This is a genomic window from Variovorax paradoxus, from assembly GCF_030815975.1.
GTDB classification, from domain to species: Bacteria; Pseudomonadota; Gammaproteobacteria; order Burkholderiales; family Burkholderiaceae_C; genus Variovorax; species Variovorax paradoxus_N.
Genome location: NZ_JAUSXL010000002.1, coordinates 940008 through 957606, shown reverse-complemented (window position 1 = coordinate 957606; position 17599 = coordinate 940008). Strand labels below are relative to the sequence as shown.

Annotated in this window: 20 protein-coding genes and 1 riboswitch; of the genes, 5 read left to right on the top strand and 15 right to left on the bottom strand. The window is 69.2% G+C overall.

What is annotated here, in order from left to right; translation table 11 throughout:
• Positions 1-110: 110 nt before the first annotated feature.
• Positions 111-593: an Lrp/AsnC family transcriptional regulator gene (locus QFZ47_RS08275; RefSeq protein WP_307655186.1), complete on the bottom strand. Its 483-nt coding sequence runs from the start codon at positions 591-593 to the stop codon at positions 111-113.
• Positions 594-733: 140 nt separating this feature from the next.
• Here QFZ47_RS08275 and glmS point away from each other — a divergent pair, with 140 nt between their 5' ends.
• A complete protein-coding gene (glmS, locus tag QFZ47_RS08270; protein ID WP_307655185.1) occupies positions 734-2614 on the top strand; it encodes a glutamine--fructose-6-phosphate transaminase (isomerizing) in 1881 nt (626 codons plus the stop codon).
• Positions 2615-2696: 82 nt separating this feature from the next.
• Here the strand turns inward: glmS and QFZ47_RS08265 are convergent, their stop codons facing one another.
• Positions 2697-3008, bottom strand: a complete 312-nt coding sequence (locus tag QFZ47_RS08265) for a hypothetical protein (RefSeq protein ID WP_307655184.1) — start codon at positions 3006-3008, stop codon at positions 2697-2699.
• A 124-nt stretch (positions 3009-3132) separates the two neighbouring features.
• On the opposite strand from QFZ47_RS08265, the gene QFZ47_RS08260 reads away from it, so the two are divergent.
• The 4 genes from QFZ47_RS08260 (at position 3133) to QFZ47_RS08245 (ending at position 7075) form a co-directional block, all read left to right on the top strand.
• The gene (locus tag QFZ47_RS08260) at positions 3133-3450 is read left to right on the top strand and encodes a GIY-YIG nuclease family protein (protein ID WP_307655183.1); all 318 of its coding nucleotides are present in this window, start codon (positions 3133-3135) and stop codon (positions 3448-3450) included.
• A gap of 105 nt (positions 3451-3555) precedes the next feature.
• On the top strand, positions 3556-4797 hold the full coding sequence (locus tag QFZ47_RS08255) for a 3-methyl-2-oxobutanoate dehydrogenase (2-methylpropanoyl-transferring) subunit alpha (protein ID WP_307655182.1): 1242 nt from the start codon (positions 3556-3558) through the stop codon (positions 4795-4797).
• 4 nt (positions 4798-4801) lie between these two features.
• Positions 4802-5815 (top strand): alpha-ketoacid dehydrogenase subunit beta, encoded by a 1014-nt coding sequence (locus QFZ47_RS08250; RefSeq protein ID WP_307655181.1) that lies wholly within the window; start codon positions 4802-4804, stop codon positions 5813-5815.
• A complete protein-coding gene (locus tag QFZ47_RS08245) occupies positions 5816-7075 on the top strand; it encodes a dihydrolipoamide acetyltransferase family protein (RefSeq protein ID WP_307655180.1) in 1260 nt (419 codons plus the stop codon).
• A 17-nt stretch (positions 7076-7092) separates the two neighbouring features.
• On the opposite strand, the gene QFZ47_RS08240 is transcribed toward QFZ47_RS08245, so the two are convergent.
• From QFZ47_RS08240 to QFZ47_RS08180, 13 genes are all read right to left on the bottom strand, one after another.
• The gene (locus QFZ47_RS08240) at positions 7093-7449 is read right to left on the bottom strand and encodes a (2Fe-2S) ferredoxin domain-containing protein (protein WP_307655179.1); all 357 of its coding nucleotides are present in this window, start codon (positions 7447-7449) and stop codon (positions 7093-7095) included.
• The gene (gene cobJ / locus QFZ47_RS08235) at positions 7446-8426 is read right to left on the bottom strand and encodes a precorrin-3B C(17)-methyltransferase (protein ID WP_307655178.1); all 981 of its coding nucleotides are present in this window, start codon (positions 8424-8426) and stop codon (positions 7446-7448) included. The genes QFZ47_RS08240 and cobJ overlap by 4 nt, the downstream gene beginning before the upstream one ends.
• Entirely contained in the window at positions 8423-9214 is a 792-nt protein-coding gene (locus tag QFZ47_RS08230) for a CbtA family protein (protein WP_307655177.1), read from the bottom strand. Before QFZ47_RS08230 ends, cobJ begins: the two co-directional genes overlap by 4 nt.
• A gap of 14 nt (positions 9215-9228) precedes the next feature.
• The gene (locus tag QFZ47_RS08225) at positions 9229-9429 is read right to left on the bottom strand and encodes a CbtB domain-containing protein (protein WP_307655176.1); all 201 of its coding nucleotides are present in this window, start codon (positions 9427-9429) and stop codon (positions 9229-9231) included.
• Positions 9430-9464: 35 nt separating this feature from the next.
• Positions 9465-9869: a cobalamin biosynthesis protein gene (locus tag QFZ47_RS08220; RefSeq protein ID WP_307655175.1), complete on the bottom strand. Its 405-nt coding sequence runs from the start codon at positions 9867-9869 to the stop codon at positions 9465-9467.
• Positions 9866-10603, bottom strand: coding sequence for a cobalamin biosynthesis central domain-containing protein (locus QFZ47_RS08215; protein ID WP_307655174.1), 738 nt, complete (start codon positions 10601-10603; stop codon positions 9866-9868). Before QFZ47_RS08215 ends, QFZ47_RS08220 begins: the two co-directional genes overlap by 4 nt.
• The gene (gene cobI / locus QFZ47_RS08210; RefSeq protein ID WP_307655173.1) at positions 10593-11390 is read right to left on the bottom strand and encodes a precorrin-2 C(20)-methyltransferase; all 798 of its coding nucleotides are present in this window, start codon (positions 11388-11390) and stop codon (positions 10593-10595) included. Before cobI ends, QFZ47_RS08215 begins: the two co-directional genes overlap by 11 nt.
• Complete coding sequence (gene cbiE / locus QFZ47_RS08205; RefSeq protein WP_307658904.1) at positions 11387-12715, bottom strand: precorrin-6y C5,15-methyltransferase (decarboxylating) subunit CbiE; 1329 nt, start codon at positions 12713-12715, stop codon at positions 11387-11389. The genes cobI and cbiE overlap by 4 nt, the downstream gene beginning before the upstream one ends.
• Before the next feature lie 14 nt (positions 12716-12729).
• The gene (locus QFZ47_RS08200) at positions 12730-13827 is read right to left on the bottom strand and encodes a cobalt-precorrin-5B (C(1))-methyltransferase (RefSeq protein WP_307655172.1); all 1098 of its coding nucleotides are present in this window, start codon (positions 13825-13827) and stop codon (positions 12730-12732) included.
• Positions 13824-14513, bottom strand: coding sequence for a precorrin-8X methylmutase (locus QFZ47_RS08195; RefSeq protein WP_307655171.1), 690 nt, complete (start codon positions 14511-14513; stop codon positions 13824-13826). Before QFZ47_RS08195 ends, QFZ47_RS08200 begins: the two co-directional genes overlap by 4 nt.
• Positions 14510-15466 (bottom strand): sirohydrochlorin chelatase, encoded by a 957-nt coding sequence (locus QFZ47_RS08190; RefSeq protein WP_307655170.1) that lies wholly within the window; start codon positions 15464-15466, stop codon positions 14510-14512. The genes QFZ47_RS08195 and QFZ47_RS08190 overlap by 4 nt, the downstream gene beginning before the upstream one ends.
• Positions 15463-16320, bottom strand: coding sequence for a precorrin-4 C(11)-methyltransferase (cobM, locus tag QFZ47_RS08185; RefSeq protein WP_307655169.1), 858 nt, complete (start codon positions 16318-16320; stop codon positions 15463-15465). The genes QFZ47_RS08190 and cobM overlap by 4 nt, the downstream gene beginning before the upstream one ends.
• A 158-nt stretch (positions 16321-16478) precedes the next feature.
• Positions 16479-16743, bottom strand: a riboswitch (cobalamin riboswitch).
• Positions 16744-16774: 31 nt separating this feature from the next.
• The gene (locus QFZ47_RS08180; protein ID WP_307655168.1) at positions 16775-17527 is read right to left on the bottom strand and encodes an acid phosphatase; all 753 of its coding nucleotides are present in this window, start codon (positions 17525-17527) and stop codon (positions 16775-16777) included.
• Between the last annotated feature and the right edge of the window lie 72 nt (positions 17528-17599).

The window sequence follows — 17599 nt, the reverse complement described above, 5'->3', positions numbered from 1 at the left end:
GGGCGGGGGACATTCGCGGAGCAAGGTACCCCGTCGGCGGGAGCGCGCCCTGAACAGCAGCGCCCGAACAGCAGCGCCCTGAACAAAGCACAACACGTCAAGCCGGGGTCTCACCCCAACGGTACCCTGGGCTCGAACTTGGCGCGATTCAGGCTGAAGAAGGCCTTCACGTTGCGCACATTGGCGTCGGCCGTGAACAGGCGCTGCGTGAGCACGCCGTAGTCCGGCATGTCGCGCGCCGCCACCACCAGCACGAAGTCCGGTCCCGGCGACACGCGCCAGCATTGCTGCACGGCGTCGTCGGCGATCACGCGGGCTTCGAAGGCGTCGAGGGCCACGGCATCCTGCCGGTCCAGCGAGATCTCGACCACCGCCTGCAAGCCGTGGCCGAGCACCGTGGCGAGCCGATCGGGCGAGAGCAGCGCGACCTGGCGCTCGATGAGTCCCTCCTGCCGCAGGCGCTGAACGCGGCGCAGGCAGGTGGGCGGCGAGATGCCCACATCGGCGGCCAGCCGCTGGTTGGTCTGCGAAGCATCGCGCTGGAGCGCATCGAGCAGGCGGAGGTCTATTGCATCCAGGGAGATTGGTTCCATATTTGTATAAATTATGGAATAAAAATCCAATCACAGGAGAAGTTGGAAGAAAAGTTCGAAATCAACGGTATTTCGAACACATATTTTTTCAACTGCTTCCTACCATCAGGCCTCTCTCCTCCATTCAAAGGCAGCTCACCATGTGCGGCATCGTCGGCGCAGCGTCCCATCGCAACATCGTTCCGGTCCTGGTCCAGGGCCTCCAGAGGCTCGAATACCGCGGGTACGACTCCTGCGGCGTGGCGGTCCATGCGGGCGGGCTCTCGCGGGCGCGCACCACCTCGCGCGTGGCGGATCTCGTCACGCAGGTGCGCGAAGACCATGTGGAAGGCCTGACCGGCATTGCCCACACGCGCTGGGCCACGCACGGCGCACCGGCCGTGCACAACGCCCATCCGCACTTCAGCCACGGCCCCGGCGCCGATGCGCAAGGCGCGCGGCCGGGCCGCATTGCGCTGGTGCACAACGGCATCATCGAGAACCACGAACCCCTGCGCGCGGCGCTCGAAGCCAAGGGCTACGTGTTCGAGAGCCAGACCGACACCGAGGTCATCGCCCACCTCGTCGACAGCCTCTACGACGGCGACCTGTTCGAGGCCGTGAAGGCCGCGGTGCTGCAGCTGCACGGCGCCTATGCCATTGCCGTGATGTGCCGCGACGAGCCGCAGCGCGTGGTGGGCGCGCGCGCGGGCTCGCCGCTGATCCTTGGCGCGGGCAAGGAAGGCGGCGAGAACTTCCTTGCGAGCGATGCCATGGCCCTGGCCGGCGTGACCGACCAGATCGTCTACCTCGAAGAAGGCGACGTGGTCGACGTGCAGCCCGGCAAGTACTGGATCGTCGACCGCAACCACAAGCCCGTGCAGCGCCAGGTGCGCACCGTGCAGGCGCACAGCGGCGCGGCCGAACTCGGCCCGTACCGCCACTACATGCAGAAGGAGATCTTCGAGCAGCCGCGCGCCATCGGCGACACGCTCGAAGGCGTGGCCGGCATCGTGCCCGAGCTGTTCGACGGCGTGGGGCAGGACGGCGCCACCGGGGCGAGCGCGCACCGCGTGTTCAAGGACATCGACAAGATCCTCATCCTGGCCTGCGGCACCAGCTACTACAGCGGCTGCACCGCCAAGTACTGGCTCGAGGGCATCGCGAAGATCTCGACGCAGGTCGAGATCGCGAGCGAATACCGCTACCGCGATTCGGTGCCCGACCCCAAGACGCTGGTCGTCACCATCAGCCAGTCGGGCGAAACCGCCGACACGCTGGCCGCGCTCAAGCATGCGCGCTCGCTGGGCATGGAACAGACGCTCACCATCTGCAACGTGGCCACCAGCGCGATGGTGCGCGAATGCAAGCTGGCCTACATCACGCGCGCCGGGGTGGAAATTGGCGTGGCCTCGACCAAGGCCTTCACCACGCAGCTGGCCGGGCTCTTCTTGCTGACGCTCGCCATCGCGCAGACCAAGGGGCGCCTGAGCGAGGCCGATGAGGCCCGCTACCTGAAGGAGATGCGCCATCTGCCCGTCGCGCTGCAATCGGTGCTCGCGCTCGAGCCGCAGATCATCGGCTGGGCCGAGGACTTCGCGCGCAAGGACAACGCGCTTTTCCTCGGCCGCGGGCTGCACTATCCGATTGCGCTCGAAGGCGCGCTCAAGCTCAAGGAAGTGACCTACATCCACGCCGAGGCCTATGCCGCCGGCGAGCTCAAGCACGGCCCGCTCGCGCTGGTGACGAGTGAAATGCCGGTGGTGGCCGTGGCACCCAACGACACCCTGCTCGAAAAGCTCAAGAGCAACCTGCAGGAAGTGCGTGCGCGCGGCGGCGTGCTCTACGTGCTGGCCGACGGAGACACCAAGATCAAGGGCAGCGAAGGCCTGCACGTGATCCGCATGCCCGAGCACTACGGCGCACTGTCGCCGCTGCTGCATGTGGTGCCGCTGCAATTGCTGGCCTACCACACGGCTTGCGCGCGAGGGACCGATGTCGACAAGCCGCGCAATCTGGCCAAGAGCGTGACGGTGGAGTGAGGGCGGGGGCTGCGGCCGTTACTCGATTTGCAAAATAATCTAGCAATGGATTTGCAATAAACCTGGCAACCGGGCTACACCCTCAGTCCCACACAGGAAGCTCGTGCAAAGCATCATTGGGACGACCCACGATGTCGACGCCAGTGATGCCGGCTCCGCCCGGCAGGAGCTGGACGTCGCAAATGACTTCCCAGGCGTGGCTTTCGGTGCGCCGCGCAAGGCACACCTCCTCGCCGGCGGCGATGAGATCGGCGCATTCGCCGACGCTGATCCGCTGTGCCGTGCCGAGCGAAAATTCCGTCGAACCGAACTCCTTCTCCGCAACCTGGTGAATGGCGACGAGATCCATCTTGCCGTCCCTGAAGTGAACAGCGGTAATCGCATGCTGGGCCATCTTCGACCTCCATTCGTGGAAAGCCCGGACATGGCTGCGGCGGCTGCCGGCGCCAGCGGGCCCGTTTCTCGACTGTACGCCTGCAGCAGCGCGTTCGATCGATGGTTCCGCAAAGCCGACGCCGGTGAAGGGCGGCTCGCGGCGGACGCTGCACAATCCGGCCGTGCCTCGAACCTTGCCCGACCCCGCGCCCGTGCCCTACTGGCTCTACCTCCTGGAATGCGAAGGCGGCGTGTACTACGCGGGGATCGCGCTCGACGTGGAGCAGCGTTTCTTTCAGCACGTCTTCGGACTCGGCGCCAAGTTCACCCGCGCGCGTCCTCCGCTGCGCGTGCTTGCGGCCCGCGCATACCCTGACAAGGGCGCCGCGCTGCGGGCGGAAATCAGGGTCAAGGCGCTGCCTCGCGCGCGCAAGCTGGCCTTCTTCGAAGCCGGGGCCTGATGAGGCGCCGGCAAGAAAAAATACGCGATTGACCGACTGCGCTCCCGCCTGAAATTCGCTAGGCTTTGCTGGCGAGCGATCCCCATCGAGCGCGGAGACAACGCGATGAGCCAGGGCGCATCTCTTCGTCTGCATGTGCCGGAGCCCACGGGGCGGCCGGGACATGAGACCGACTTTTCGTATCTCCACCTGTCGCGTGCCGGCGAGGTGCGAAAACCACCGATCGACGCATCGCCGGCCGACACCAGCGATCTGGCCTACACGCTGGTGCGCGTGCTCGACGACGAGGGCCGCGCGGTCGGCCCATGGGCGCCCGAGGCCGACCCCGAGCTGCTGCGCCGCGGCCTGCGCGCGATGATGAAGACGCGCGCCTTCGACGCCCGCATGCTGATCGCGCAGCGGCAGAAGAAGATCTCGTTCTACATCCAGTGCCTCGGCGAGGAGGCCATCGCCACCGGCCACGCGCTGGTGCTGCAGCAGGGCGACATGTGCTTTCCCACCTACCGCCAGCAGGGCCTGCTGCTGGCGCGCGAGGACGTGACGCTGCTCGAACTGATCTGCGAGCTGATGTCCAACGAGCGCGATCCGCTCAAGGGGCGGCAGCTGCCGGTGTGCTATTCGATGAAGCGCGCCGGCTTCTTCTCGATCTCGGGCAACCTGGCCACGCAGTTCATCCAGGCAGTGGGCTGGGCCATGGCCTCGGCGATCAAGGGCGACACGCGCATCGCCTCGGGCTGGATCGGCGACGGCGCCACCGCCGAGTCGGACTTCCACACGGCGCTGACCTTCGCGCATGTGTACCGCGCGCCGGTGATCCTCAATGTGGTCAACAACCAGTGGGCGATCTCGACCTTCCAGGCCATTGCCGGCGGCGAGGCCACCACCTTCGCGGCGCGCGGCGTGGGCTGCGGCATCGCGTCGCTGCGCGTGGACGGCAACGACTTTCTCGCGGTGCTGGCGGCCTCGCGCTGGGCCGCGGAGCGCGCCCGCAGCAACCTCGGGCCGACGCTGATCGAATGGGTCACCTACCGCGCCGGCGCCCATTCGACCTCGGACGATCCCTCGCGCTACCGGCCGGCCGACGACTGGGCGCATTTTCCGCTGGGCGACCCGATCCCGCGCCTGGCGCAGCACCTGAGGGCCATCGGCGCCTGGTCGCAGCAGGAGCACGACCAGACGCAGGCCGAGCTGGAGGCGCAGGTGAACGCCGCGCTGAAGGAGGCGGAGCGCTTCGGCTCCATGGCCGACGGCCACGTCGCCGGCGCCGCGACCATGTTCGAGGACGTCTACAGGGAGATGCCCGAACACCTGAAGCGGCAGCGTGAACAGCTGTCGTCCGAGGGATGACGCCATGGCTTCGATGACCATGATCCAGGCCCTGCGCTCCGCCATGGACGTGATGCTCGAGCGCGACGACAACGTGATCATCTACGGCCAGGACGTGGGCTACTTCGGCGGCGTGTTCCGCTGCACCGAAGGCCTGCAGGCCAAGTACGGCCGCTCGCGCGTGTTCGACGCGCCGATCAACGAGGGCGGCATCGTCGGCTCGGCCATCGGCATGGGCGCCTACGGCCTGCGCCCGGTGGTGGAAGTGCAGTTTGCCGACTACGTCTATCCGGCCTACGACCAGATCGTGTCCGAGGCGGCGCGCCTGCGCTACCGCTCGGCGGGCGACTTCACCGCGCCGATCACCATCCGCATGCCTTGCGGCGGCGGCATCTACGGCGGCCAGACGCACAGCCAGAGCCCGGAGGCGCTGTTCACGCACGTCTGCGGGCTGCGCACGGTGATGCCGTCGAATCCGCGCGATGCCAAGGGCCTCTTGATCGCCTCGATCGAGAACGACGATCCGGTCATCTTTCTGGAGCCCAAGCGCCTCTACAACGGCCCCTTCGACGGCCACCACGACCGGCCGCTGGTGTCCTGGTCGGCGCATCCACTGGGCGAGGTGCCCGAGGGCTACTACACGGTGCCGCTCGAATCGGCCACTGTGTTCCGCCCCGGCGCCGACCTGACGGTGATCAGCTACGGCACCATGGTGTTCGTCTCGGAAGCGGCCGCGCGGGAGACCGGCATCGATGCCGAGATCATCGACCTGCGCAGCCTGTGGCCGCTGGACCTGGAGACGCTGGTCGCCTCGGTCAAGAAGACCGGCCGCTGCGTGATCGTGCACGAGGCCACGCGAACCAACGGCTTCGGCGCCGAGCTGACGGCGCTGGTGCAGGAGCATTGCTTTCACCACCTGGAGGCGCCGATCGAGCGCGTGGCCGGCTGGGACACGCCCTATCCGCATGCGCAGGAGTGGGCCTACTTTCCGGGCCCGGCGCGCGTCGGCGCGGCCTTGCGCCGCGTCATGGAGAACTGAATGGCAACGCATGCGATCAAGGTGCCGGACCTTGGCGAAGGCATTGCCGAGGTGGAGCTGGTCGCGTGGCGCGTGCAGCCCGGCGACACGGTGGCCGAAGACCAGGCGCTGGCCGACGTGATGACCGACAAGGCCACCGTCGAGATTCCCTCGCCGGTCGCGGGCCGGGTGCTCGCGCTCGGCGGCGAAGTGGGGCAGCAGCTCGCGGTGGGCGCGGAGCTGATCCGGATCGATGTGGGGGCGGGCGGCGAGGCGGCGGCGATGCCGGTCGCGCCCGCACGCGCACTCGTGCCTGCACCTGCATCTGCACGGGCATCGACACCGGCATCGGCATCGGCATCGGCATCGGCGAAATCAGCACCGGCCGAGCGCACCCTCCCACCGTCCGGCAAGCCGCTCGCCGCGCCCGCGGTGCGCCACCGGGCCGCGGTGCTCGGCATCGATCTGCAGCAGGTGCCGGGCAGCGCCGCGGAGGGCCGCATCCTGCACGAGGACCTCGACGCCTGGCTGCTGCGCAAGCAGGGCGCGCAGGCGCCGGGCCCGCCGCGCTACGCGGAGCGCCACGACGAAGAAGCCGTGCCCGTGACCGGCGTGCGCCGCCGCATCGCACAGCGCATGCAGGATGCGATGCGCCGCATTCCGCACTTCACTTACGTCGAGGAAGTCGACGTGACCGAGCTCGAGCTGCTGCGCGCGCGGCTCAACGAACGCTGGGGCAGCGAGCGGGCGCACCTGACGCTGCTGCCGCTGCTGGTGCGCGCCATCGTGCTGGCCGTGCCGCATTTCCCGCAGATCAATGCCCGCTTCGATGACGAGACGGGCGTGCTCACGCGCCATGGCGCGGTGCATGTCGGCATCGCGACGCAGACCGCGGTCGGCCTCATGGTGCCGGTGCTGCGCCACGCGGAAGCACGCGATCCCTGGTCCAGCGCAACCGAGATCGCGCGCCTGGCCGAGGCCGCGCGCGCGGGCAGGGCCACGCGCGACGAGCTGAGCGGCTCGACCCTCACCGTCACCAGCCTCGGCGCGCTGGGCGGCATCGCGTCCACGCCGATCATCAACGCGCCCGAAGTGGCGATCGTCGGCGTCAACCGCATCGCGCAGCGCCCGGTGATGAAGGATGGCGCGGTGGTCGCGCGCCGCATGATGAACCTGTCGTCCTCCTTCGACCACCGCGTGGTCGATGGCCAGCTGGCGGCCGAGTTCGTGCAGGCCTTGCGCGCTTCGCTCGAATGCCCGGCGCTGCTTTTTGTCGAGTAGCCGGTGCTCGCGGCGTCTCAGGTGTCTTCGTCCGGCGCGAGGCCCGGTCCCTGGTGGAACACGAGGTCTTCCACCACCACCCCGCCCACCAGGTGCTGCGACAGGATGCGGTCCATGTTCTCCGGCGTGACGTTGTAGTACCAGGTGCCATCGGGCTGCACGCACATCACCGGTCCGCCCTTGCAGGCCGCGAAGCAGCCGACACGGCTGCGCTTGACGCGCAGCGTGCCTTCATTGAGGCCCGCGGCCTTGAACTTGTCGCCCAGGCTGTCGAACAGGTCCTGCGAGGCGCCGTCGGGGCTGCAGCGCGGCCCGGTGCAGACCAGCAGGTGGCGCTTGTAGGCGCCGATCTTCGGCTTGACCACTTCGGTCATTCCTGCACCTCCTCGAGCGGCGCGGCCGCGGCGCTTTCTTCCTCGGCCGGTGCGGCAAGCACGGCCTCGATGTAGTCGACGGGCAAGCGGTGCTGCGCCGCCAGCGCGGCGGCGCTCGCGCCTTCGGCATGGTCGGCGCGCAGGTTGGCCATCCAGCCCAGCAGGCCGGTCGACAGCGAGCGGCCGGGCTTCTCGCCGCTGCGCGTGTTGCCGCCGTCGTCCAGGTCGTACTTGTTGGCATAGCCGCGCGGCGTGACCATGAGGCCGTGCTGCACGAAGGTGTGGCTGTTGCCGATGAGCACGGTCGTCAGCATGCCGATGTCGCACTCGCTCATGTGGGCGAGCGTGGTGAATTCGATGCGCTCGCGCCGGCGGTAGGCCGACTTGACCACGGCCACCGGCGTGTCCGGCCGCCGGTGCCGCAAAAAGAGCTGCTGCGCCTGCACGATCTGCTGGGTGCGCCGTCCGCTCTTCGGGTTGTAGAGGGCCACCACGAAGTCGGCCGCCGCCGCCGCGTCGAGCCGCCGCGCAATCACGGGCCAGGGCGTGAGCAGGTCGCTCAGCGAGATCGAGCAGAAGTCGTGCGTGAGCGGCGCGCCCACCAGCGCCGCGCAAGCGTTGATGGCCGACGCGCCGGGCACCACCTCGACGGCGATGTCGGAGTCCGGCGTCCAGCCGGCCTGGAACAGCACCTCGTAGGTTGGCCCGGCCATGCCGTAGATACCGGCATCGCCGCTGGAGATCAGCGCCACCTTCTTGCCCTCGCGGGCACGCTCGAGCGCATTGACCGCGCGGTCGAGCTCCTCGGTCATGCCCTTGCGGATCACTTCCTTGCCCTCGAGCAGGTCGGCCACCAGCTTGATGTAGGTGCTGTAGCCGACCACCACGTCGGCTTCGGCGATCGCGGCCAGTGCGCGCCGCGTCATGTGGTCGTGGTGGCCGGGGCCGATGCCCACGAGCGAAATCTTGCCGCTCATGGGTTCACCTCCAGCGCCGATGCCGTGCGCGCAGGGCCGAATGCACTGGCCAGCGCGGGCCGCAGCCAGCGCTCGAAAGCCAGGCCGCAGGCCACGCCGGTCGAGGCCCAAAAGCTCAACGAGATCCAGGTGGTCGCCCAGATGAAGCGGGCATCGAGTGCCCGCAGCGCGGCCTGTGCCTCGGCACCGAAGCCCGCGAAAGGATCGCCCGCGGCCTGCGGCGCGCCCACCACGAAGGGCAGCGCCAGCCAGGCCGCGGCCGCGGGCCAGCGCAAGGCGCTGCGCAGGCCCGCGAGCGAAGTGCAGGCCAGCACCGCACTGGCCGCGGCCAGCACCCACCAGCCCTGGCGCGTACCCAGCCGGGCCGCGTCCATGCCGGGGATCTCGGCCGGCAGGCCCAGCGACGGCAAGAAGTGAAAGCTCAGCCAGCCGGCCGCAGACCCCAGCAGCGCCAGCGGCAGCGAGCGCATCTTCGCGCCGCGCCAGAGGCAGACGCCCATCGCCGCCAGGACCAGCAGCGCCATGCTGAAGGCATGCAGCATGTTGGAGATCCAGCTCCAGAAGCTGCGCTCGGCGCCGTCTTCGGGCTGCCATGGCGCACCATCCGCCGCATCGCCATGGGCATGGGCCGCGTCATGGTCGTGGGCCGCGGGCGCGGCCTTCTGCGACTCGTAGCTCTCGGCTGCAAGGATGATCGGCGTGGCCTGCCAGTGCTGCACACCGGTCTGCACGCTGCCCACCAGCACGGCCACCGCCAGTGCGCACCAGATCAATCGTTGGAAGATCATGGAATGTTCCGTGCTCAGTGGCAGGGCTTGACCGTGACGTGGCGCACGTCGTGCGCGGCGTTGTGCGCGAGCGGGCTTTCGGCGAAGGCGACGCCATACAAAACGAACAGGCCCAGCGCCGCGGCGCCGGCCAGTTGCAGCAGCAGGCTGCGCGGCGTGCCGGCATGGGCGAAGCTGCCAGTGTGGGATGCGGTGTGCGTGGAGGAGGCGTTCATTGCGGGTTCCATTCGAGGGTGAGGGTTGAGATTCATCAGGACATGCGCGCGATCGAGACCGTCGCGTGGCGCCCGTCGGCGCCGCGGTGCTTGTGCTTGGGTGCGGCCAGCGCCGTCATCGGCAGGCCGCCGCCGGCCAGCAGCGCGGCCGCCTCGCTGACCGAAGGCGTGCCGGTGTGCCGGCGCACCGTCTCCGACGGATGCGGCACGGGCACCTCTGCCAATTGCGCGGCGGGATAGAAGCGCAGCGTCCAGCCATGGGCCGCGGCCAGTGCCAGCAGGCCCGGCTCGTCGGCCTTGAGGTCGATGCTGGCCGCCGCCGCCACCTGCGCCAGTTGCGCACCGATGCCGGCCAGCGCCTCGTCGACCGCCTCTTGCAGCGTGGCCTGGGGCGTGCCGCGGTCGCAGCCCAGGCCGATGGCATAGCGCACGTTGCTCATTGCGGCGGCCGGTAGACGACGAGCCGCTCGGCCAGCGTGCTCCAGCGTTCGGCGCTCACTTCGGCCTGCGTGATCCACAGCACGGCCTTGAAGCGCGCGAGGTCGACCTCGTCGAAGCGCGCGAACCGGTGGATGTTGGCGGGCAGGGGCGTAGTGCGGGTCCACCAATCGGTGCTGCCCGCTTCCTGCACCACCGCGATCGGCTCGCCGTTCACGACATGGGCCGAGACGCGCGTGATGTTGATCTTGGGCGCCTCCACCTTCCAGCCGAGTTCGCGGCCGAAGATGTCGACCGGGATGGTCTTGCCCACGTCCGACGCGGTGGTCAGCACGGGTGTGGCGCCCAGCAGCGCCGCGACCTGCTCGGCCATCGCGTTGGCGCCGCCCACGTGGCCCGAGAGCACCGGAATCACGAACTGCGCGGTATCGTCCACCACCAGCACGCCCGGGTCCTCGTCCTTGCTCTTGAGGTGCGGCGCGATCAGGCGCACCACGGCGCCGAGCGAGACGAAGAACACGACCTGGTCGAAGTCCGCGAACAGCGCCGCGATCTCGTCGCGGAAGGCGCCCGCGTAGGCGCGCACCGGGTTGGGCAGGCCGGCCATGAGCGGCGCGAACTTCTCGGCCACGCACACGCTGGCCTCGGGCAGCAGGCGGGCCAGCCCGGCGGCCTGCTGTGCGCCATGCCTGGTGATGGCAACGAGCACCACGCGGGGTGCGGCTTCATTCGTCATTCGGGGATTCCTCTTCGATTTCAGTGCTGGTCTTCTTGCGGCAGCCGCGCACCAGTTCGCCGCGTTCGCGGCCGGGGTTCTTCACCAGCAGCAGCGACAGGTAGTTGACCTTGCTGCCCTTCAGGCTGGCCACGTCGTGCACGATGCGTTCGACCGGCGAGCCGGCCTTCTCGATGAAGCGGCTGTGTTCGAGCAGGCCGCGCCGCGCCAGCAGGTCGATCAGGTCGTCGAGCAGCGGCTTGACCTTCATGAGCACCAGCGTGTCGAAGTCGTCCAGCATCTTCTCGACCGCGGCAATGCCGTAGGCCGCCGGCACGATGGCCACGGTGTCGTCCTGCTCCGAGAGCGGCAGCTGCAGCCGTGCGCAGGCCGCGTTGAAGGACGTGACGCCGGGCACCACATCGATGCGCGCGGCCGGGTCGAGCTCGCGCAGCACGCGCGCCAGGTAGCAGAAGCTTGCGTAGGTGGAGGCATCGCCCTCGACCAGGAACAGCACGTCCTGCCCGGTCGCCAGCAGTGCCTGCACGGTCTCGGCGGCCTTGAGCCAGTGGCGCGCGAGCTTCTCGGCGTCGTGCGTCATCGGGAACAGCAGTGCCTGGTGCTGCGCGGGCGCAGAAAGCCCGGCGCGCAGCGCGATGTCCAGCGCGTAGCTTTCCTTGCGCAGGCTGCGCACCGGGTAGGTCCAGATCGCATCGGCGCGCGTTAGCAAGGACCACGCGCGGCGCGTGATCAGGTCCGGATCGCCGGGGCCGAGCGATACGCCGTGGAGCATGCCGGGTGCCGTCATGCCGCACCGCCCGTCTGCGCGCGGACCTCATTCCCTTGCGCGCAGACCTCACTCCTTTGTGCGCAGACCAGCCACACCGGGTTCTCCGCCGCGAGCCGGTGCATGTGCAGGATCGGCTTGCTGCGCGAGGCCTGCAGCTGCAGCACGTCCCAGGCCGCACCTTGCGCCTTGAGCGCCTCGACCGCGCCTGCGAGGTTCTCGATGGTGACGAAGTTCATCACCAGCCAGCCGCCCGGCCGCAGCCGCCGCAGCACCAGCGCAATGAGCTCGGCCAGCTCGCCGCCGGAGCCGCCGATGAACACCGCATCCGGGTCGGCCCACGCCGCCAGGCCCTCGGGTGCCTTGCCGTGCACCAGGCTGTGGTTGCTGATGCCCATGGCCTGCCGGTTGCGCGCGACGATGGCGCTGTCGTCCGCGTTCTTCTCGATCGCGTAGACATGGCCGCGCCAGCACAGCCGCGCAGCCTCCAGCCCGACCGAGCCGGAGCCCGCGCCGATGTCCCACACCACGCTGTCGGCGCGCAACTGCATGCGCGCGAGCGAGACCGCGCGCACCTCGTTCTTGGTGATCAGGCCCTTCTCGGGATGGCGCTGCTCGAAGCTGGCGTCCGGCAGGCCGAACAGCACCTGCGGCGCGCGCAGCCGGGTGCGCCAGAGCAGCACCACGTTCGGGTCGGCAAAACGCATCTGCGCCGCGGCCGTGATGCGCATGCCGCTGACCACGCGCTCCTCGGGCTGGCAGAGGCGCTCCGCGACGGCCATTTCGAAGTCGTCGGCCAGGCTTTCGGCCACCAGCATGCGCGCGATGCGGTCGGGCGTGTTGTCGGGGCTGGTGAGCACGGCCAGGCGGTCGTGCTGGCGGATGTCGCGCAGCAGTGCATAGAGGCCGTGCGCGGGCGGCGAACCCGGCAGCCAGTCGCCCGCGTCCTTGGCGTGCACGGAGGCGAACTTCATCTCCTGCCATGGCAGGCCGAGCCGCGCGCAGGCCAGCTGCAGCGTCGACACGTTGGGAATGACCTCGATCGCCTCCAGGCACAGCCGCGCGGCCAAGAAGGCCGCGATGCCATGGCACAGCGGGTCGCCGGTGGCCAGCACGACCACGCGCCGATCCTCGGCCTGCGCGGCGCGGATCCATTCGGGCACCTGCGACAGTGCGCCGGTGAGGTCGCGCTGCACCGCGCCGGGCGCGATGTGCGATGCGAACAGGGCCAGCGTGCGTGCGGCGCCGATCACCAGTTGCGCCTGCTGCAGATGGGCCATCGCGCCGCGCCCGAGGCTCGCATCGCCGTCGTCCAGCACGCCGAGGATGCGGCATTTGTTGGTCATGTTGTTGTCGGTGTTCACGGGGCCTCCGCGATTTTTCGGCCTTCGAAGTCGCAGACCAGCACTTTCAGTTCGAATTGGTCGGGGTAGCGCGTGCGCAGCGTCTGGATGACGCGCTGCGCCAGCGCGGTGTGAAACGCGGTGCCGAGCCCGAGCGCGTCCATGCGCTCGCCGGCATAGCGCGCGGTCTCGTTGCCGCGGATGGCGTCGCACACGTCGGTCGGCGCGCCGAGTCCGGCCGCCAGCTCGGCCAGCAGGCCGGTGTCGACCTCGGCCCGGCCGGCGTGGGTGATGGTCTCGCCTTGCGCGATCTTGGTGAGCTTGCCGACCATGCCGCCGATCACCACCTTCCTGAGCCCGGCCTTGACCGCGGCACCCATCGCATAGCGCAGGAAGTCGCCCATCTGCACGAAGGCCGGCTCGGGAAGTTCCGGCATTTCGGCCATCACGAATTTCTCGGTGCGCCCGCCGGTGGTGAGCACGACCACGCCGTGCCCCAGCGTGCCCGCCACCTGCACGCCCTGCACCACGCTCGCGCGGTAGGCGGCGGTGGAGTACGGCTTGACGATGCCGGTCGTTCCCAGGATCGAAATGCCGCCGAGGATGCCCAGGCGCGCGTTGAGCGTCTTTTTGGCCATCTCTTCGCCCCGCGGCACCGAGATGGCAACTTCGAGGCCGACCTCGTCGAGCAGCGCCGCGCCCACCGCGCGCACGTTCGCCTCGATGTTGCGGCGCGGCACCGGGTTGATGGCGGGCCCGCCCACCGCGAGCCCGAGGCCCGGCATCGTGACGGTGCCCACGCCGGTGCCGCCGGCCAGCACCACCTGCCCCGCCCGTTCGGGCAGCAGGCGCACGTCGGCCGTGAGATGGGCCTTGTCGGTGCAGTCGGGGTCGTCGCCGGCGTCCTTGATGACCATCGCATGCGCGCTCGCGCCGTCGACCCGGCCGTCGTGCACCGCGAAGCGCACCAAGTCGCCATTGGGCAGGAGGCATTCGACCTCGCCGGGCACCTGGCCCGTGACCAGGCCGATCACCGCCGCGCGCGCCGCCGCGGCTGAACACGCGCCGGTCGTGAAACCGGTGCGGGTGCCGCGGGGTGCGCCCTTGTCCATCATGCAATGCGTTCGCGCGCCTCGGCCAGGCCCAGCAGCGCGTGGATCGCGGCCACCACCAGCGTGGAGCCGCCCTTGCGCCCGCGGATCACGATCCAGGGCACATCGTTTTCGAGCGCCATCAGGTCCTTCGACTCGGCCGCTGACACGAAGCCCACTGGCATGCCCACCACCAGCGCGGGACGCGCACCCTCCTCGTGGATCAGCCGCACGATCTCGATCAGCGCGGTGGGCGCATTGCCGATGCCGACGATCGTGCCGTCGACCAGCCCCAGGCGATGCGCCTTGCGCATGGCCTGCACCGCGCGCGTGGTGCCTTCGGCCATCGCCTGCGAGATCACGTCCGGGTCGCTGATGAACTGGTGCGTGCCCATGCCGAAATGAGCCAGGCGCGGGGCCGAGAGGCCCACGCAGATCATCTCGACATCGGCCAGCACGCGGCTGGCGCGCGAGCGGATGGCGGCGATGGCGGCGTCGACCGCGTCCGGGTGGAAGTCGGTCAGGCCGTTGAAGTCGAAGTCGGCGTTTGCATGGATCATGCGGCGCACCACGGGCCACTGGTCGGCCGTGTAGGCATGCGAAGCCACTTCGCGGTCGATCACCGCGAAGGAATCGTGCTCGATGGCGCGGCCCGCCGCGGTGAGCTGCTCGGTGACGACGTTGGCCGCCGTGGAGGGCGCCGGCTTCATCGCAGCACCGGTGCCGGATCGTCGTGCGCATGGGCGTGGCCATGTGCATGATCGTGATCGTGATCGTGATCGTGATCGTGATCGTGGCCATGTTCGTGGCCATGCGGCACCGCATCGCCATGGTGATGGCCGCCCAGCCCGTGGTCCACCGCAAAGTCGCGGAACTTGCAGCCGTCGCAGGGCATGAGCGCGGCCGGCGCGCCGCGCCGCAGGTCGTCCACGCGCTGTTCGAGCAGCGCGAAGATCTCGGGCTCGAAGCCGAAGTAGCGCGTGGAAACAAAACGGATCGTCGGGTACTGCGCCTTCAGGTGCTCGACCTGGCGCGCGATCCGTTCGACCAGCGTGCCGTTGAACAGGTAGTACGGCAGCACCACCACCTGCTTCATGCCCAGCAGGCTCTGGCGCTGCACGGCCCGCTCCAGGCGCGGGTAGGTGATGCCCGTGAAGGCAAGATCCACCAATTCGTGGTCGGTCTCTTCCATCAGCCAGCGCGCCATCTTGGCCATGTCGCCGTTGGCCTGGCGGTCCGACGAACCCCGGCCCAGGATCACCACGCCGGTGGTGGTCGGGTCGGGCATGTCGAGCGCCTGCATCGCATCCTTGAGGCGGCGCTGCAGGACCGCGAGGATCGGGTCGCAGGCCGTGAGGTGCGGCGCATAGAGGAACTGCACCATCGGGTACTTGAGCCGGGCGCCGTCGATGGCCTGCGGGACGTCCATCTTCACATGGCCCGCGGCATTGAGGATGAGCGGCACCACGATCACGCGCCGCGCGCTCTCTGCGGCGCGGCGCAGGCCCTCGCTCATCGTGATCTCTGAGAACTCGATGAAGCAGACCTCGATGCGCCAGCCCGGTTGCCGCTCGCGCCATTGCGCGGCGAAGGCCTCGATCTCGTCGTTGCCGGATTTTTCGCGCGAGCCGTGGCCCACCAGGAGAATGGTTTCGGAGTTCATGGAAGTTCCTGGCGCAGGGTTTCGACGGGAACGCTCGCGCGCCGGAAGCGATGCGTGAAGCTCGCGTCGTAGAGCTTGGATTTGGCGAGCGTGGTCCACTGCCGCGCACCCAGCGTGGGGCTGGCGATGATCATCGATTGGGTCGCGATGCGGGCCTCGCGGCACAGCGCCTGGATGGTCGCGACCGTGCCGCGCACGATCTTCTCTTCGCCGGGCCAGCTCGCCTTGTGAACCACCACCACGGGCGCATCGGGCGACCAGCCGGCAGCCGCGAGCGCGGCCGTGAGCTTGCCCATCAGCGTGATGCTCAGGAAGATGCACAGCGTGCTGTGATGCGCGGCCAGCGCCTCGAGCGACTCGCCCTCCGGCATGGGCGTGCGGCCTTCGACGCGCGTGAAGATCACCGTCTGCGTGACCTCGGGGAGCGTGAGGCTTTCCACCGCCGCGGCCGCCGATGCCATGGCCGAAGACACGCCCGGCACCACGCCGATCGGCACGCCCGCCGCATCCAGCGGCTGCACCAGCTCGATCAGCGCGCCGTAAAGGCCCGGGTCGCCGGTCTGCAGGCGCACCACCGTCTCGCAGCGCGCGGCCTGCGCGATCAGCCAGGCCGACATCTGCTCGAGCGTCATGTCCTTGCTGTCGGCAACGGCGCAGTCCGGCGGCGCCCAGCGCATCGCGGTTTCGCTCACGAGCGAGCCCGCGAACAGGATCGCCCCGGCGCGCTCGACGAGGCCGCGGCCCTTGACGGTGATGAGATCAGGGTCGCCCGGACCCGCACCGACGAACCACACGGTTCCTGGTGCCGGCGCGCCGCGTGGCGCACTGCCTGGAGCGATGGCTCGCTCGTTCATGATGATGATTCCTCCGCGCCCGCCGCGCGATAGATGGTCGGTAGGACCGGGCGGAGGGAAGAAATCGGAGGGGCGCCAGTAGATGCGGTTCCGGCGGATGCACACCTGCATCGAGCCGGACGCCATGCGCCGCCCGCCGATCCTCGCCCACCGCAAGGTCATGCGCTGGTCGTCAGGCCGGTCTCCGGGCTCACGAGCGGAGGGCCATCGGCTCTCCAGCAAAGACCACCTTCCCATGCCGTTCGCGGCACAGTGGCGCGGGACCGAATCCCGGGGTCTTGCTTTTTGACTCGTTTACCGTTGCGGGGGCAGCGTCGGCATTGCGCGGTGTTCTCTCCACCGCCGCGCACCGACTTCCCGTTTCACCCTGGCCACCCCGCCGTTTACACGGGGCGCCAGGACACCTGACAACGCGCGCAAAGTGTATCAGCCGCTTGCGCCGGGCAGCGGGCGATCACCTGTCCAGGCCGAGCGACCCGCGCAGTTCCTTCCGGGCCGCGGCGAAATCGCCCCGGTACGCCGGGTTGCCCTGGATCAGCACGGCGATCATCGTCGCCAGGCGCCGGCCGGCCTCGATGTCGCTCGGGTAGTGAACGCCGCCGAGCACGCGGTTGTCGCCGAACTCGCTGGCGCGCGCGAAGATCTGCGCGCGCTTTTCGGGAACCATCTCGGCCAGCACGATGCCCGACAGATAGGCGAAGGCCGAGTGGCCGCTCGGATAGGAGCCGCTCGACGAATACCGCGCCACCGGCTCGATGCGCTTGTCGAACAGCGGCGGGCGCATGCGCTGCCACTTTTCCTTTCCCTGCTTGTTGAGGATGCTCTCGGTCCTGTACAGGGTCTCGAACAGCCTGGCGGTGCGCGGCAGGTCTTCCTTCCTGAACCCGTCGCCCATCACGTCGGAAAAGCGGAAGACGCTCTGCTCCAGGTCGGCAATGGAGCGCTCGGCCTGCGCGGGCGTGCGCTGCCGCTGCAGCACGAGCATCTGCTCGACCTCGCGCCGCGTGGCCGCCTCGTCGGGCGGCGGTGCCAGGAAGCGCGTGGTGTCGATCTGCGCTGGATCGAGGTAGGTGGTGTCCCCGGCCGCCGAGGCGATGGTTGTTTCGTCGGCCCGCGGCACCGCGGTCGGCAGCGGCGGCTGCGTCGTGCAGGCGGTGAACAAAAAGGCGGCAAGGGACAGCCAGCAGAGCTTGCGGGGGATGCGCATCGAGAGTCTCCGTTCGTTGGGGCGCCAAGGTAGCAGAGCGGGTGGCCTCGTTCTAATCACCTCTGCTGGTGG

Excerpts from the sequence above, each read along its gene's own strand:
- QFZ47_RS08275 (WP_307655186.1), bottom strand. The coding sequence starts at position 593 with ATGGAACCAATCTCCCTGGATGCAATAGACCTCCGCCTGCTCGATGCG.
- glmS (WP_307655185.1), top strand. The coding sequence starts at position 734 with ATGTGCGGCATCGTCGGCGCAGCGTCCCATCGCAACATCGTTCCGGTC.
- QFZ47_RS08265 (WP_307655184.1), bottom strand. The coding sequence starts at position 3,008 with ATGGCCCAGCATGCGATTACCGCTGTTCACTTCAGGGACGGCAAGATG.
- QFZ47_RS08255 (WP_307655182.1), top strand. The coding sequence starts at position 3,556 with ATGAGCCAGGGCGCATCTCTTCGTCTGCATGTGCCGGAGCCCACGGGG.
- QFZ47_RS08250 (WP_307655181.1), top strand. The coding sequence starts at position 4,802 with ATGGCTTCGATGACCATGATCCAGGCCCTGCGCTCCGCCATGGACGTG.
- QFZ47_RS08245 (WP_307655180.1), top strand. The coding sequence starts at position 5,816 with ATGGCAACGCATGCGATCAAGGTGCCGGACCTTGGCGAAGGCATTGCC.
- QFZ47_RS08240 (WP_307655179.1), bottom strand. The coding sequence starts at position 7,449 with ATGACCGAAGTGGTCAAGCCGAAGATCGGCGCCTACAAGCGCCACCTG.
- cobJ (WP_307655178.1), bottom strand. The coding sequence starts at position 8,426 with ATGAGCGGCAAGATTTCGCTCGTGGGCATCGGCCCCGGCCACCACGAC.
- QFZ47_RS08230 (WP_307655177.1), bottom strand. The coding sequence starts at position 9,214 with ATGATCTTCCAACGATTGATCTGGTGCGCACTGGCGGTGGCCGTGCTG.
- QFZ47_RS08225 (WP_307655176.1), bottom strand. The coding sequence starts at position 9,429 with ATGAACGCCTCCTCCACGCACACCGCATCCCACACTGGCAGCTTCGCC.
- QFZ47_RS08220 (WP_307655175.1), bottom strand. The coding sequence starts at position 9,869 with ATGAGCAACGTGCGCTATGCCATCGGCCTGGGCTGCGACCGCGGCACG.
- QFZ47_RS08215 (WP_307655174.1), bottom strand. The coding sequence starts at position 10,603 with ATGACGAATGAAGCCGCACCCCGCGTGGTGCTCGTTGCCATCACCAGG.
- cobI (WP_307655173.1), bottom strand. The coding sequence starts at position 11,390 with ATGACGGCACCCGGCATGCTCCACGGCGTATCGCTCGGCCCCGGCGAT.
- cbiE (WP_307658904.1), bottom strand. The coding sequence starts at position 12,715 with ATGACCAACAAATGCCGCATCCTCGGCGTGCTGGACGACGGCGATGCG.
- QFZ47_RS08200 (WP_307655172.1), bottom strand. The coding sequence starts at position 13,827 with ATGATGGACAAGGGCGCACCCCGCGGCACCCGCACCGGTTTCACGACC.
- QFZ47_RS08195 (WP_307655171.1), bottom strand. The coding sequence starts at position 14,513 with ATGAAGCCGGCGCCCTCCACGGCGGCCAACGTCGTCACCGAGCAGCTC.
- QFZ47_RS08190 (WP_307655170.1), bottom strand. The coding sequence starts at position 15,466 with ATGAACTCCGAAACCATTCTCCTGGTGGGCCACGGCTCGCGCGAAAAA.
- cobM (WP_307655169.1), bottom strand. The coding sequence starts at position 16,320 with ATGAACGAGCGAGCCATCGCTCCAGGCAGTGCGCCACGCGGCGCGCCG.
- QFZ47_RS08180 (WP_307655168.1), bottom strand. The coding sequence starts at position 17,527 with ATGCGCATCCCCCGCAAGCTCTGCTGGCTGTCCCTTGCCGCCTTTTTG.